Origin of the sequence: Streptomyces botrytidirepellens, from assembly GCF_003721215.1 — a bacterium.
GTDB classification, from domain to species: Bacteria; Actinomycetota; Actinomycetes; order Streptomycetales; family Streptomycetaceae; genus Streptomyces; species Streptomyces himastatinicus.
Genome location: NZ_RIBZ01000028.1, coordinates 20,542 through 34,239 on the forward strand (window position 1 = coordinate 20,542; position 13,698 = coordinate 34,239).

The 13,698-nt window shown below is 68.0% G+C and carries 16 protein-coding genes; 10 read left to right on the forward strand and 6 right to left on the reverse strand.

Going from position 1 to position 13,698, the window contains the following annotated elements:
• Positions 1-157: 157 nt before the first annotated feature.
• Positions 158-2,470, forward strand: a complete 2,313-nt coding sequence (gene metE, locus EEJ42_RS01650) for a 5-methyltetrahydropteroyltriglutamate--homocysteine S-methyltransferase (RefSeq protein WP_123098248.1) — start codon at positions 158-160, stop codon at positions 2,468-2,470.
• A 252-nt stretch (positions 2,471-2,722) separates the two neighbouring features.
• Here metE and EEJ42_RS01655 read toward each other — a convergent pair whose 3' ends face one another.
• Complete coding sequence (locus EEJ42_RS01655) at positions 2,723-3,310, reverse strand: RDD family protein (protein ID WP_246095957.1); 588 nt, start codon at positions 3,308-3,310, stop codon at positions 2,723-2,725.
• A gap of 537 nt (positions 3,311-3,847) precedes the next feature.
• On the reverse strand, positions 3,848-4,549 hold the full coding sequence (locus tag EEJ42_RS01660; protein WP_148081808.1) for a hypothetical protein: 702 nt from the start codon (positions 4,547-4,549) through the stop codon (positions 3,848-3,850).
• Between the two features lie 327 nt (positions 4,550-4,876).
• Here EEJ42_RS01660 and EEJ42_RS01665 point away from each other — a divergent pair, with 327 nt between their 5' ends.
• The gene (locus tag EEJ42_RS01665; RefSeq protein ID WP_281291385.1) at positions 4,877-5,767 is read left to right on the forward strand and encodes a DUF4365 domain-containing protein; all 891 of its coding nucleotides are present in this window, start codon (positions 4,877-4,879) and stop codon (positions 5,765-5,767) included.
• 418 nt (positions 5,768-6,185) lie between these two features.
• On the opposite strand, the gene EEJ42_RS01670 is transcribed toward EEJ42_RS01665, so the two are convergent.
• The 4 genes from EEJ42_RS01670 to EEJ42_RS01685 all read right to left on the reverse strand — a co-directional run bounded on the left by EEJ42_RS01670 (position 6,186) and on the right by EEJ42_RS01685 (position 9,085).
• Positions 6,186-7,406, reverse strand: a complete 1,221-nt coding sequence (locus EEJ42_RS01670; RefSeq protein WP_123098252.1) for an IS110 family RNA-guided transposase — start codon at positions 7,404-7,406, stop codon at positions 6,186-6,188.
• Positions 7,407-7,928: 522 nt separating this feature from the next.
• Complete coding sequence (locus EEJ42_RS01675; RefSeq protein ID WP_123098253.1) at positions 7,929-8,219, reverse strand: hypothetical protein; 291 nt, start codon at positions 8,217-8,219, stop codon at positions 7,929-7,931.
• Positions 8,216-8,632 (reverse strand): ATP-binding protein, encoded by a 417-nt coding sequence (locus tag EEJ42_RS01680; protein WP_123098254.1) that lies wholly within the window; start codon positions 8,630-8,632, stop codon positions 8,216-8,218. Before EEJ42_RS01680 ends, EEJ42_RS01675 begins: the two co-directional genes overlap by 4 nt.
• 45 nt (positions 8,633-8,677) lie before the next feature.
• Positions 8,678-9,085, reverse strand: a complete 408-nt coding sequence (locus EEJ42_RS01685; RefSeq protein ID WP_123098255.1) for an NUDIX hydrolase — start codon at positions 9,083-9,085, stop codon at positions 8,678-8,680.
• A 111-nt stretch (positions 9,086-9,196) separates the two neighbouring features.
• Here EEJ42_RS01685 and EEJ42_RS01690 point away from each other — a divergent pair, with 111 nt between their 5' ends.
• The 8 genes from EEJ42_RS01690 to EEJ42_RS01725 all read left to right on the forward strand — a co-directional run bounded on the left by EEJ42_RS01690 (position 9,197) and on the right by EEJ42_RS01725 (position 13,387).
• Entirely contained in the window at positions 9,197-9,982 is a 786-nt protein-coding gene (locus tag EEJ42_RS01690) for a GntR family transcriptional regulator (protein WP_123098256.1), read from the forward strand.
• Between the two features lie 196 nt (positions 9,983-10,178).
• Complete coding sequence (locus EEJ42_RS01695) at positions 10,179-10,529, forward strand: SCO3933 family regulatory protein (RefSeq protein WP_123098257.1); 351 nt, start codon at positions 10,179-10,181, stop codon at positions 10,527-10,529.
• A 5-nt stretch (positions 10,530-10,534) separates the two neighbouring features.
• Positions 10,535-11,911 carry an FtsK/SpoIIIE domain-containing protein gene (locus EEJ42_RS01700; protein ID WP_123098258.1) on the forward strand — a complete coding sequence of 459 codons (1,377 nt, stop codon included), beginning with the start codon at positions 10,535-10,537 and terminating at the stop codon, positions 11,909-11,911.
• Positions 11,912-11,988: 77 nt separating this feature from the next.
• Positions 11,989-12,180: a hypothetical protein gene (locus tag EEJ42_RS01705; protein WP_123098259.1), complete on the forward strand. Its 192-nt coding sequence runs from the start codon at positions 11,989-11,991 to the stop codon at positions 12,178-12,180.
• A 2-nt stretch (positions 12,181-12,182) separates the two neighbouring features.
• Positions 12,183-12,785 carry a DUF2637 domain-containing protein gene (locus EEJ42_RS01710; RefSeq protein WP_123098260.1) on the forward strand — a complete coding sequence of 201 codons (603 nt, stop codon included), beginning with the start codon at positions 12,183-12,185 and terminating at the stop codon, positions 12,783-12,785.
• Between the two features lie 17 nt (positions 12,786-12,802).
• A complete protein-coding gene (locus EEJ42_RS01715) occupies positions 12,803-12,988 on the forward strand; it encodes a hypothetical protein (protein ID WP_123098261.1) in 186 nt (61 codons plus the stop codon).
• Positions 12,988-13,179: a mobile element transfer protein gene (locus tag EEJ42_RS01720; RefSeq protein WP_123098262.1), complete on the forward strand. Its 192-nt coding sequence runs from the start codon at positions 12,988-12,990 to the stop codon at positions 13,177-13,179. Before EEJ42_RS01715 ends, EEJ42_RS01720 begins: the two co-directional genes overlap by 1 nt.
• Before the next feature lie 13 nt (positions 13,180-13,192).
• On the forward strand, positions 13,193-13,387 hold the full coding sequence (locus EEJ42_RS01725; protein ID WP_123098263.1) for a hypothetical protein: 195 nt from the start codon (positions 13,193-13,195) through the stop codon (positions 13,385-13,387).
• Positions 13,388-13,698 lie beyond the last annotated feature (311 nt).

Genomic DNA, 13,698 nt, shown 5'->3' on the forward strand with positions numbered 1-13,698 from the left:
CGCGCGGAGATCCCGGTGACCTCGAGGGCGGGTCGGCGTACCAAGCAGGCGGACGCGCGCGTATCGGACGCGCGGTCGATCCGCCCGGTTCGTCACTCCTTCGCGCCCCCGAATCCGGCCGGGATCCCCAAGGGACACGCTCGCGAAGGAGAGCTACGTGACAGCGACATCCGCGGCCGCCGCGGCGGCACGGGCCACCGTGTACGGCTACCCCCGTCAGGGGCACCACCGCGAACTGAAGAAGGCCGTCGAGGGCTACTGGAAGGGCCGGGTCGGCGCCGGCGCCCTTCGGGAGACCGCCGCGATGCTGCGCGCGGCGAACTGGCGGCAGCTGGCCGACGCCGGTATCGACGAGGTGCCGACCGGCGACTTCTCGTTCTACGACCATGTGCTGGACACCAGCGTCATGGTCGGTGCCGTACCGGACCGCCACCGCGCCGCCGTCGAAGCCGACGCGCTGGACGGCTACTTCGCCATGGCGCGCGGCACCCAGGAGGCCGCGCCGCTGGAGATGACCAAGTGGTTCGACACCAACTACCACTACCTGGTGCCCGAACTCGGCCCCGACACCGTCTTCGCCGCCAACTCGGCGAAGCAGGTCGCCGAGCTGTCAGAAGCGGTCGCACTCGGTCACACCGCCCGGCCGGTGCTGGTCGGCCCCGTCACCTACCTCCTGCTCGCCAAGCCCGCACCCGGCGTCGCGCCGGACTTCGAGCCGCTCACCCTGCTGGACCGGCTGCTGCCCGTGTACGCGGAGGTGCTGGCCGATCTGCGGGCGGCCGGCGCCGCATGGGTCCAGCTGGACGAACCCGTGCTCGTCCAGGACCGCACCGCCGCCGAACTGAACGCCGCCGCCCGCGCGTACCGCGAACTGGGCGCCCTCACCGACCGCCCCCGGCTGCTGGTCGCGTCGTACTTCGACCGCCTCGGCGAGTCCCTGTCCGTCCTGGCCAAGGCCCCCGTGGACGGGCTGGCACTCGACTTCACCGGGCCCGCCGCCCCCAACCTCGACGACCTCGCCGCCGTCGGCGGACTGCCCGGCAAGCGCCTGGTCGCGGGCGTCGTGGACGGCCGCAACGTGTGGATCAACGACCTCGCCGCCTCCCTGTCCAGGCTCGGCACCCTGCTCGGCTTCGCCGACCGGGTCGACGTCTCGGCGTCCTGCTCCCTCCTCCACGTCCCCCTCGACACGGCAGCCGAACGCGACATCGACCCCCAGATCGCCCGCTGGCTGGCCTTCGCCCGTCAGAAGGCCACCGAGGTCGCGACCCTCGCCCGCGGCATCGCCCAGGGCACCGGCACCATCGCCGCACAACTCGCCGCCAACCGCGCCGACCTGGCCTCCCGGTCCACCTCCACGCTCACCCGCGACCCGGCCGTACGCGCCCGAGCCGAGGCCGTCACCGACGCCGACACCCGCCGCCCCGAGCCGTATGCCGAGCGCGCCCCCGCCCAGCGTGCCCGGCTGCGGCTGCCCGCGTTGCCGACGACCACCATCGGCTCGTTCCCGCAGACCAGCGAGCTGCGCACCGCCCGCGCCGACCTGCGCGCCGGACGCATCGACACCGCCGGATACGAGCAGCGCATCGCGGCCGAGATCCAGGACGTGATCTCCTTCCAGGAGAAGACGGGCATCGACGTCCTGGTGCACGGCGAGCCCGAACGCAACGACATGGTCCAGTACTTCGCCGAACAGCTCACCGGCTACCTCGCCACCCGGCACGGCTGGGTGCAGTCCTACGGCACCCGCTACGTCCGCCCGCCGATCCTGGCCGGCGACATCTCCCGGCCCGAGCCGATGACGGTGCGCTGGACGACGTACGCCCAGTCCCTCACCGACCGCCCGGTCAAGGGCATGCTCACCGGCCCCGTCACCATGCTGGCCTGGTCCTTCGTCCGCGACGACCAGCCCCTCGCCGACACCGCACGCCACGTCGCCCTCGCCCTGCGCGACGAGGTGTCCGACCTGGAGGCCGCGGGCACTGCGGTCATCCAGGTCGACGAACCCGCCCTGCGCGAAACCCTGCCCCTGCGCACCGCCGACCGCCCGTCCTACCTGGCCTGGGCCACCGAGGCGTTCCGCCTCACCACCGGCGGCGTGCGCGCGGACACCCAGATCCACACCCACATGTGCTACGCCGAGTTCGGGGACATCCTCCCGGCCATCGACGACCTCGACGCCGACGTCATCAGCCTGGAAGCCGCCCGCTCCCACATGCAGGTCGCCACCGAACTCGCCGACGCCCACTACCCCCGCGAGGTCGGCCCCGGCGTCTACGACATCCACTCCCCCCGCGTCCCCGGCCCCGCCGAAACCGCCACCCTCCTCCGCACGGCCCTCGCCGCCATCCCCGCCGACCGCCTCTGGGCCAACCCCGACTGCGGCCTGAAGACCCGCGCCTGGCCCGAGGTCCGCGCCTCCCTGGACCACCTGGTCGCAGCGGCCCAGGAGGTCCGCTCCACGCTCTGAACCGTTATTGCAAATTACTTGCAATAACTTCTGCCCTGCATCAAGCTGAAGATGTACGGGGTCGGCCCGACCACCCTTCGAGACCCGCGCCTGGGTCGGTCCGGGCACGTCCTTCCCGATAGGTGATCGCCTTCTCACACGGCACCCGCCGGACGTTGGCCGACCCCGTTCAGCTGTGCCGACAACATCGTCGGTGCTGAGCATTGCCGCCCCGGACGCGGATGATCGCTAACGACGGCCCAGGGAAAGGCGTCAGGGGCCCGTCCGGCCGCCCCACCGGACCGTCCCGCCGATCCGGGCGAGCGCGGCACGGACGTGCGCGCCAACGACCGTCACACCGGCCAGCCGGTCGGCCAGCGACCTCCGGGAGCCCATCAGCGCCAGCCCCGCATTGAAGGCGAAGAACGATATGGCGACGACCCAGCACAACACCGAGAGGACGACCTCGCCCTCGGCCAGCAGGTAGCAGGCCAGCGCATACCAGCCGACATCGACCAGCGTGGTGACCGCGGCGCGCACCGCAACCCGGCTCCGCCCAGGCCGCCCCGCGCCACCGCGCCGTACGACGCACAGGGCCGTCAACGCCTGCCCCGGCGTGCGGCTCATCACGGCCAGCGAGAGGAAGTGGTAGACGAAGGTGAACACGACCAGCGCGGCGAAGGCTTGCTGGATGTCACTCACCGCAGACCGCCAAAGCGACCGTCCGACGTCCTGACCCGCCTCCGCCAGATCGCCCTTCGAGGTGATGACCTCCCAAGCGCTCGTCCCAGCAAGGCTCGTGGCGTCGGTCACCTCGGAACTGATTCGATGGAAGGTGAACCAGCCGAGCAGCACGGCCACTGCCACGACGACGGCGAAATCCAGCGCCCAAGCACACAACCGACGCGCCCGCGGGGGACTGGTCGGCACCGTCCCCGCCTCGGACATCCCGGGTGTCGGCACCGCTCGTCGAAACATCAGTCCCCCCACAAGTGTGATGTCGCGGTTTCCACAGTGTAGGACAGTCACAGACGGCCACGAGGGGCAAGCACAACGAGTCAGGCCCGGTGCTGATTTCTCAGCACCGGGCCTGACCTCTGTTCCTTCAGTCGGGGTGGCGGGATTTGAACCCACGACCTCTTCGTCCCGAACTACGGGCGGGGTGGTCGCTAAGGTCTGCCCGGCTGGTCAGTCGGTCGGCTGGGGCCGGTGTCGATCGACGGTGGTTGGGGTGGTTGCTGTACTTGCCTGCTGTACAGCACTCGCTGACCACCGCCTTGGAGTTCCATCGCAGGCTGGGTCACTCCGAGTTGGACAGGGCCTGATTGGCCGACGATCTTCCGTCAACATCTGCGCAATTGCGCCGTTGTCTGCTGCCTTTGATGTCGACCGTGGATGTCAGCCCGAGTCGGCCACGGCGTCCCGAGCGACGGTAGCCGTCGTAGCGACCTGCGCGCCGACCGAAGCGTCGGCCTGTCCGGCCCCATCGTCGTCGAGGACGCGCCGCGCGGCCTCAGCGAAATCCTTCACTTCCGCGATGAGCTCGAAGCCGACATCGCCCACCGCGCTCTTCGCTGCAGCGTACTCGCTTGACTCATCGCCGAACTCATGAAGCGCCGCAATGGAGACTCGAAGCGGCCTCATACATCGATGGGCGCAGCTGATCAAGTCTTGTGAGGGACGGATGACGGATGGCGGCCCCTCTAGCAACACCTGCACCCCCAAGTAGTCGAGTTTGTCAACTTCTTGATTGAATTGCCCCATCTCAAGGATGTGCGAGTCCTGGTACCTGCCTAGCGCCCTCTCGATGACACGCGCCTGTGCGACGAAGTCCGCGTACGCCTTGCTGCGCGGCCCGCGACGCTCTCGGACATGTTCGGCACGCAGCTGACGCCTTGCCTGCGCGTCTTGGGCCGCCGCTTGGTGCTGCGCGGTCTTGGCCGCCCACACCCCTGTAACAACAGCTGCACCGCCGGTACCCAATGCCCCAACTACTGCCCCCAAGATCGCTGCGATTCCCGAGTCCACATGGACAGTCTGCTCGAACCCCTCGGCAACCGTCAGCTCTAGACACTGCGCGGCCTGGGCCTTGCGTGGCACTGGACAGAACCTGAGCTTGGGAAGCTCGGGTGATCTAGGGGCGATCTGGCCGTTGACCTGTGAGGGAGAGCAGGAAAGCTCTTCGACGGGGCTGATCGAGCGACTGCTGTTCCTCGTGGTTCCCCGCTCAACCTGGCACGGATCTGGCACGGGGCGTTCAACTGTCTGACCTTCGGTAACGACGCCAACCCGGGACGGCCGAGGGCGAGTTACGGGCCAGCTGTCAGTCCCTCCCTCTAGGCTGGACTCATCGGTTGGCCGGAGCCGGTGTGAGGAGATGCAACTTTGACAGTCGTCCCTGCCACCCACCTGGTGGATCGTGCTGGAGTGTCTCGGGCCGCATACTTGGTTACCACCCAATTAGGTTGGCTTTTCCGTGAACAAGAGACTAGCGATATCGGAATTGATGCCCACATCGAGGTGGTCGATGGGGTCGGCGCTCCTGGCGGTGCATCTGGACTAGGAACTGGCCGACTGTTGGCTGTGCAGATCAAGTCCGGCGCTAGTCAATTCACCAAACCGACGGATCTTGGGTGGTGGTTCTATTGCGACGCAAAACATGTAGCCTATTGGATGAATCACTCACTGCCAGTCACTCTCATGTTGTTCGAGCCGGAATCCGAGCAAATTTACTGGCAGCACGTTAACGATGAGACGGTCATTGTTGCCGGGCACGGCCATAAAGTGCTCGTCCCGTTGAAGAATAAGCTGAGCGAATCCCACAGAGATGAGCTCGCCGTTCCGGCCCGACGTCAGACCAGCGGCGGGATCGCCATGGCGAGGCCTACGCGGGGCACATCTGTGCGGCAAGCGGACTACGAGCTAGCGGGAGCCATCGACCTGCTGGTGTCGGCTCTGGGTAAGACGATAGAAGAAGCGACCCCGCGGGATTTCCGCTTCGCCTTTGCTTCTCAGCTGCGCGCACTGCATCGCCGCGCTGGAGCGCCCGATCTCGATATCGTGTCAATGAAGACAGGGTATGAAGTTGCGAAGCTCTCTTCTTATCTCAAGGGAGTCACTCACCCGAGCAGGGGTCGAGTTGTCGCAATCGTTGAAGCGCTCATCGAGTGTGCATGCGAGAAAGAAATTAAGATCCCCGGCTACCTGACGGACGTGCGCGCATGGGAAAGAATGTGGCGTGTTGCAGATAAGCCAGGGATGCAGAAGATACTTAAAAATAAAGCACGAAAGGGTTTGCCCCTCTCCTGGCAATCATGAAATTTTCCCGTCCCGTAGAGTGACGCATATCTAACTCGCGTCACCACATACCACCCAGCTCCCATCCCGTCCGCCGTCGACCCACACGTCTGTGGAGCGGGCGTGGTTCATGGCGTCCAGGTGGAGCGCGCCACTGTACGAACGACCTGGACGCCATGGGCCGCGTCTGCTCGGCTCTGCCTGGGTCGACGGCGGACGGGATGGGAGCTCCCGCCTCAGCCACTCACGGACCCGCGGCCGGCATTGGTGCCCCCTCCATCCCGGAGTCGGCCGATCCCCCGCCGGAGGCGCTGTTGTGACCTCAACTGCACGCCGAGCAGTACCCCCGTTCCTGCTTCTCGGCTTCTCCGCTGAGCGTGGCCCGGCCCGCGGCCGGGCTGGAGCGGGGCGGAGACAGACATCCGATGCGGTTGATCAGTCAAGCGGTGTCGGGGAAGGCGGTCTGTTCGTCGTAGGGGATGTGGTGGGTGAGGCAGTGGTGGAGGCAGCCGAGTAGGCGGTTGAAGAGGTTGCGTTGTGCTGCGATGTGGCGTTCTTCGGCTGTGCGGCGGCGGTCGTAGTGGGCTCTTGCTCCGGCTGATGCTGTGAGCGCGGCGAAAGCCCAGATGTAGCCGGCTGAGGCGAGACGCTGGTTTTTGATGTGCCTGGCCAAGACCGTGGTCTTGCGTCCGGAGGATCTTGTGATGGGGGCGGATCCGGCGTAGGCCTTGAGTGCGCGGGCGTTGGCGAAGCGTGTGTGGTCGTCGCCGAGTTCGGCCAGGACGCGGGCGCCGGTGAGGTGGCCGAGGCCGGGGAAGCTGGTGATGAGCTCGGCGTCTTCGTGGGCGGTGAAGGCGTCGACGACCGCGGCTTCCAGGTCGTCGGCGCTGGTGCAGGCGGCGTCGAACTGCCGCAGCAGGGCGAGGGTTTTGGTTCCCATCGCCTGTTCGACCAGTGGTGGTTGGTGCATCTGGGGTTCCCGCAGCAAGGTGTGGAGGCGTTCGACTTCGCTGGTGATCTCGCGTTGGCGGCCGGCCCTTTTGAGGATGGACCGGAGCTGGGGGCGGGTGAGCTGGGCGGCCTGTGTGGGTGTGGGGGCTGCGGCCAGGAGGGTGCGGCTGACGGTCGAGGCGAGGCCTTCGCGGAAGTGCCTGAAGACGGTGAGGAACGCGGGGAAGTACTCGCGTAGGTGAGAGCGCAGCCGGTTGCCGGTCTGGACGCGGTCCCAGACGGCGTCCTGCTGGGCTCGGGCCAGGACTGTGATGGCCTGGGCGAGGTGGCTATCGGCGGGCAGGGGGCGGTGTTCGGCGGGGTCGGTGCGAAGGATCTGGGCGAGGACTTTGGCGTCGAGGTGATCGGACTTCTTGCGGCTGAGTGCGTAGCGGTCGCGGTAGCGGGCGGCGGTGAGTGGGTTGATGACGTAGACCGGTCGGCGGGTTGCGCGCAGGCAGGCGACCAGGAGCCCGTGGGAGGTCTCGATGGCGACGGGGATCGGGTTGTCGGGGGCGTCGCCGTGGCGGGCCATGAGGTCGAGGAGTTGGGTCAGGCCCTGGGGGCTGTCATCGATGCGCAGCTTCGCGAGGAGGGCGCCGGTCTCGTCCAGCAGGGCGATGTCGTGGTGGTCGCTGGCCCAGTCGATACCGCAGAACACGCTGGTCATAGGGGAGTCCTCTGGTTGGCGGTGGTGTGCTGGTCCTCGCCGGGCAGGGGTTGCGCGTCTTCCTAATGGCAGGGCTCAAGGGCCCGTCATCCGATCAGCCGTTCGCAATCCCAGCGGTCGTCAGGGGTCTCGGTCAGCTGCGGAACTGAGGGTTCGCCGAGCGTTGAGAGGTGTTCCCTGGCGGCGGCTTGGACCACGAGCCAACGATGCCGCTGTTGTGTCCTTCGGTGGGGGTGGCGGGGGCAGTCCGTGCGGGACGAAGGCAGGAGCGCGGGCTGCCCCCGCCACCCCCGCACGATGAAGAACGACAAGTGAGCCGACATGCGGGGCCGACTCTGTCTCGGGAGGTCAGGCCTCAGGAGCGGCTACGGATCACCGCCTGTCGGCTCACTCAAAGACGTCCGGCCGACTAGATCAGCAACAACGCCTTACGACGCCATTAGGAGCGCAGGCCCGGCCGGGGGCCGGGACGCGCTCGGCGAGCGGAGCGAGCCGACTTGAACCCGTAAAGAAGGTTGTAACTCACTGCCGGTGCTTGGCTCGTTCGTGCTCGGCAATGCTGATGATGGTCTCCGCTCCGGCGATCTGGTGGCGAAGCTTGTTGAGCACGTCGGTGCGGGCCGACTGGATGAGGTGGTCCGTCGTCGGGGCGGTGCCGGTGCTGGTTCCGGTGGGGGTCCAGAACGTCTTGTGGCTGTGCTCGCGGATGATGTCTTGGCACGTGCGGATCACCCAGTTCATCGCCACGGTTATCTCGTCGCGGTGGAGCTGGTCCAGGTCCCAGCCGTCGTTGCGTTCAGGGAGGTGTGTCATTGGTCCGCCTTCTGGTGAGCTACGAGCTGGGCGGTGACGGTGCGGCCGTGCTGGTTGCCGGTGATGTCGACTCGGCAGGCCAGGGCCATGACGATGCTTAATCCGCGGCCGTGGGTGTCGTACGGGTCAGCCTCGGTGGGATGGGGTTCGGGGCTTCCGCCCGAATCGCTGACGGCGATCGCGACGGTCTGAGGTGACAGGGTCAGCGTGAGGTGGAAGGTGCCGAAGTCCGTGCCGCTGGCGGTGTGGTTGAGGGCGTTGCTCCCGAGTTCGCTGACGATCAGCTCGGCGTCGTCCGCGCAGGGGTGTCCGCTGAGGATGTCGCGGGTCCAGCGGCGGGCGCGGGTCACCTCTTCTCGGAAACCTGGGCACATCAGCCCCCAGACTCGCGGACTGCTCGTATACTCGTCCATACAAGTTCCTTCGTGCTGGTAGGGGCTATGGACCGTGGGTTAGTGCTAGACGAGTCGCACGCCGTCGTGGGCGCGGACGGCCGGCGGGCTGGTGTTGTCGAGTGCGTCCAGGACGCGGATCGCGTATGCCTCGTCGGCAAGGTCGGTGACCTCGTCGCGGGTGACCCAGCGCAGGGCGCGGGTTTCCGCTCCGGTGGTCGGGACGCCGTCGATGGCCTCGCAGCGGAAGACCATGGAGACGATCAGGCCGGTCATGTTCTTGTAGACGCCGGTGAGGGTCGCGGGAAGCGCGATCTTGATGCCGGTCTCTTCGAGGACTTCCCGCTGCAAGGCGTCGGGAATGGTTTCCTCGCGTTCGAGCACACCGCCGGGCGGTTCCCACTTACCGTTGTCCCGTCGCTTGATCAGCAACGCACGGCCAGCGTCGTCGACGATGACTCCGGCGACGCTCACGGAGTGCGGGCGCTCAGCGCTCACGTTCCACGCCCCTCTCGGCTGGCTAGGCTTTCCACCGTAGCAACACCGCTTAGCCGCTCGTCTAGATACCTAAAGGAGTATGTGCATATGCCTTCCCTGACCTCTGTTCTGGGTGTATTGGACCCCACGAGCGACCGGGCGGTGTTCCGGCAGATCGCCGACGCGCTGCGGGAAGCGATCGACAAAGGGCGGTTCAGGGAGGGTGACAAGCTGCCCTCCGAGACCGAGCTGGTCGAGCACTTCGCGGTGTCCCGGATGACCGTGCGCAACTCGTTGTCGATCCTCCAGCAAGAGGGGCTGGTGGTCTCCGAGCACGGCAAGGGGGTCTTCGTCCGGCCGCGACCTCCCGTGCGACGGCTGGCCTCGGACCGGTTCGCCCGGCGGCATCGTGATCAGGGGAAGGCGGCCTTCACCGTGGAGGCCGAAGCTGCGGGGAGCCGTCCGGAGGTCGACGGCCTGGAGGTGAAGGAAGAGCGGCCGTCGCCGGACATCTCGGCCCGGCTCGGTTCGCCGCGCAAGGTGCTGGCCCGGCGGCGCCGGTATCTGCTGGACGGGCACCCGGTGGAGTTCGCCACCTCCTACCTGCCGCTGGACCTGGCCCGGAACACTCCAATCGCGCAGCCCAACCCCGGCCCCGGCGGCATCTACGCCCGGCTGGAAGAGCTGGGGCACCGCCTGGATCACTTCGATGAGGAGATCCGCGCCCGGATGCCCTCGCCCGCCGAGGTGCGCACGCTCCAGCTCGCCTCCGGTGTCCCGGTGATCTCGCTGATCCGTACCGCCTTCGACTCCGAGGGGCGCGCGGTCGAGGTCTGCGACACCGTGATGGCCGCTGACGCCTACGTCTTGGCTTACCAGCTTCCCGCCACCTGACGGGCGTGCCGGATGGCGCGCTGTGCAGCCGCCGCGGGCCGCTTCTCTCAACTCGTACGCACGCAGATGCATACTCGTATAGACGAGTGGCTGAGTGATGTGGCATGGTGGTGATCGTTCCCGGCGCATTCGGGTTCGACCACTAGTACTCATCTAGACAACTAGGTGGGCAATGTTGCGAGAGAAGGAGAAGTAATTGCGTTCCATCCGTGTCGAGACCTCCGGTGCCACGGTCCTGCTGACTGAGGCGCCGGAGCCCAAGGTCAGGGACCGGCAGACTGGCGAGATCGCCAAGGACGCGCAGAGCGGCGAGACCCTGATGCGGCTCGGCGTGGTCTACATCGACGGCGGGGAGTCCTCCCTGCTCCAGGTCACCGTGCCGGAAGGCGGCGTGACGGAGGGGCTGGCGCTCGGGTCGTCGGTCACGCTGTTCGGGCTGATCGCCCGGCCGTGGGAGACCGTCTTCAACGGGCAGCAGCGGCACGGCATCGCCTTCCGTGCTGACGCCATCGCTCCGGCCGCCATGCCGGTTGGTGCGGGGGCCTGAGGCTGATGTCCGACGTGATGACGTTGATGGAGGTGGGTGGTCCGGTCGCCGGAATGGTCGGCGGGGCCGCCTACCTCCGGGCCCGGCACCCGGCCGCGTACTGGTCCACGGTCGGGTTGCCGGTCTCCACGGCCCGGCTGCTGGGCTCGTACGGGTCCGTGATGGATGCGTGCGGGCTGACCGTTCCGCCGTCCCGGCTGCGGGCCTGGGCGACGCAGGCGCTCACTCATCGGGAGGTGCGGCCGGTGCCTCCTCGCCGGGGCCTGATCCGTCCGACATCGACCGGGCTGCGGGTGCGGCTTCGGCTGGCGCCGGGGCAGGAGCCTGCGGACGTGGCGGCTTCGGCTGAACGGCTGCGGCATGCCTGGGGCGTTCACGGCGTGTACGTGGACGTGGTCAAGCCGGGTGTGGTCGAGCTGCGGCTGATCGGCTTCGACGTGCTGCGGAAGGTACGGATGCCCCGGAAGGCGGCGGGCGACTTCCTCAAGGTGCCGGTGGCGCTGCGGGAGGACGCGACGCCGTTCGTACGGGACTACCGGGCCGTTCCGCATCAGCTGACCCTGGGCGCGACGCTCTCGGGGAAGTCCATGTTCCTGCGACACCTGATATCCGGGCTGGCCCGGCAGCCGGTCGCGCTGGTCGGGATCGACTGCAAGCAAGGTGTGGAGCTGGCGCCGTTCGCCCCGCGACTGTCGGCGCTGGCCACCGACCCTGTGCAAGCGGCTGAGCTGCTGCCCGTGCTGATTGAACTGATGGAGGACCGATACGACCTGATCAAGAAGCGGCAGGGCATCACCCCCAGCACGCCAAATGAAGAGATCACTTCTGACATCTGGGGCCTGCCGGACGAGGAACGGCCCGTGCCGGTGGTGCTGCTCGTGGACGAGGTCGCCGAGCTGTTCCTCGTCGCCACACGGAAGGATGAGGAGCGGCGGGATGAGATGGTTACCCAGCTCATCCGGCTCGCCCAACTCGGCCGCGCGGCAGGCATCTACCTGGAGGTGTGCGGGCAGCGGTTCGGCGCCGAGCTGGGCAAGGGCGCGACGATGCTTCGGGCTCAGTTGACCGGACGGGTCTGCCACCGCGTGAACGATGAAGCCTCCGCCAAGATGGCCTTGGGCGACATCGCGCCCGAAGCGGTGGGCGCGGCCTGCGCCATCGCTCCCGAACGGCCCGGCCTGGCCGTCGCCGGGGACTCCTCGGGCGGCTGGTCCCGCATCCGTCCGCCGTTTCTGTCGCTGGGCGACGCTGCGGCTGTCTGCCATGAACAGGCTCACCTGGTGCCGGTGTTGCCCCCGCTCGAACCGTTCCGGCTCGACGTGCCGGCCGTTCCGGTGAGTGCTTCGACCTCGCTCCTCAAACCGTCGCCGGTCACCGAGTAACCCGTCTCCGACCATCGGTCGGCGCGACCGCATCGCGCCAAGTCCCTACCCCTGCCATGCCTGAAAGGAGGTCCGTCATGCACGACGAGATGTGGCAGGCGATTCGCCAGATCGAGACCGCCGTACGAGCTGGCGACTACGCAACCGCCCTGGCCGACGCGCACCGCCTCTACCGGGATGCCCGTACCGAAGCTGAGCGTTCCGAACTGCTGGCCGTACTCGGCCCACGCGCCATCCCACCGACTGACGACACCCGCGAGGGGGCGTAGACATGCGTGCCTACCTGGGCCGCGTTGACGCGGTACTGGTGCAAGCGGTCATCGCCGCTGCGCTGTCCTTCGCCCACCTGCATGACCTGGCCTCGGCGGCCGGGCAGGACGGGTGGAAGGCGTGGGCCTATCCGGTCTCGGTGGACCTGCTGCTTGTGGCGGCCTGGCGGCGGCTGCGGTCCGGGTCGTCCAAGGCGTCGGGCTGGTGCTGGTTCGTGGTCGCGCTGGCCGCGTCGCTCGGGGCGAACGTCGCCACCGCCGGGCTGCTCGACCTGACCGACGTACCGGCCTGGCTGCGCATCCTCGTCGCCGGATGGCCAGCCGTGGCCTTCCTCGGCGGAACGCTCCTCGCCCACACCGCACCAACGGCCGAAACCGCGTCGGCCCGGGCCGAACCAAAAACCGCGGCTCCACCCGCCGAACCGGAGCCCGAGAAGCCGAAGGCTCCCGCGCCGCACGTCCCGGCCGCGCTCGTCACCCATGCACGCAAGCTCGCCGACGAACACCACACCCGTACTGGCTCACCTATCGACACCGACACCCTGCGCGCCCGCCTCGGCGTTCCCGCGCCGCTGGCCGACGCCATCGCCACCCACCTCAAGTGATCAAGGAGACGACACCTGTGCGCCCCTCCACCCTGCACGCCCTCCAGCGCGCTGCCGAACTCAACCGTCAGGGCCGGTTCATCGAAGCAGTGAGCATCGCCGAACCGGCCATCCTCGCCGCCGACTCCAAGGAATGCGCGGAGATCAGGCGTTGGCTGGCCGACCACCGCGACGACTTCGCCGACCGGAAGGAGAACGGCTGATGCCCGCGCCTCGCCGCTTCCGCAGCGTCGTCCGTATCGGCCCGGTCCGGGTCGGCACCGCCAACGACCAGCGGGGCCGTGAGAAGCACACCGCCGTGTGCACCGCTCCGCGCTGCGACTTCTCCGCCGACTACGACACTCGGGCCGCCGCCGAGTTGGCCGCCCGTACCCACCGTTGCCCCGTCCGCTGAAAGGAGATCGCCCGTGACCATCAGTCTGCCCCTGGTCTTCGTCCTCGGCGTCATCGCCTGGTTCGCGATCAAGTTCCTGGGCGTCCGCATGTGGGTCGCCGTCGTCATCGCGCTGTTCGGCTTCTGGCTCGCCCACACCGGCCTCGCGCCCTTCGTGGAGTCCGGTACGCGCTCTGGCGTCGACACAGTCAATCCCGAACACGACTAGACGAGTAGGCAAGAGGAGATCGCCCTGTTCCGACCGAAGTACCCCGAAGCCCCCACCCCATCGACTGTCCACACGCCCGCTCCGACCGCCCCAGCGGTCCAGCACAGCCACGCTCCGGCCTGCTCCTGCCAGCACGCTCCTGCGGCTGCGCCGTGGCTCGGGCCCAGTGCCCGGACGGTCGGTGTCGTGCTCGCGGTCGGCGTCGTCGTGACCGCGCTCCTGGCGGCCGTCGTCGTCACGGCCGTATCCGTCGCCGTGGCCGCCGTCGTCATGCGCTCGCTGCTCACCAGCCAGCGCCACCGCTGACCCAC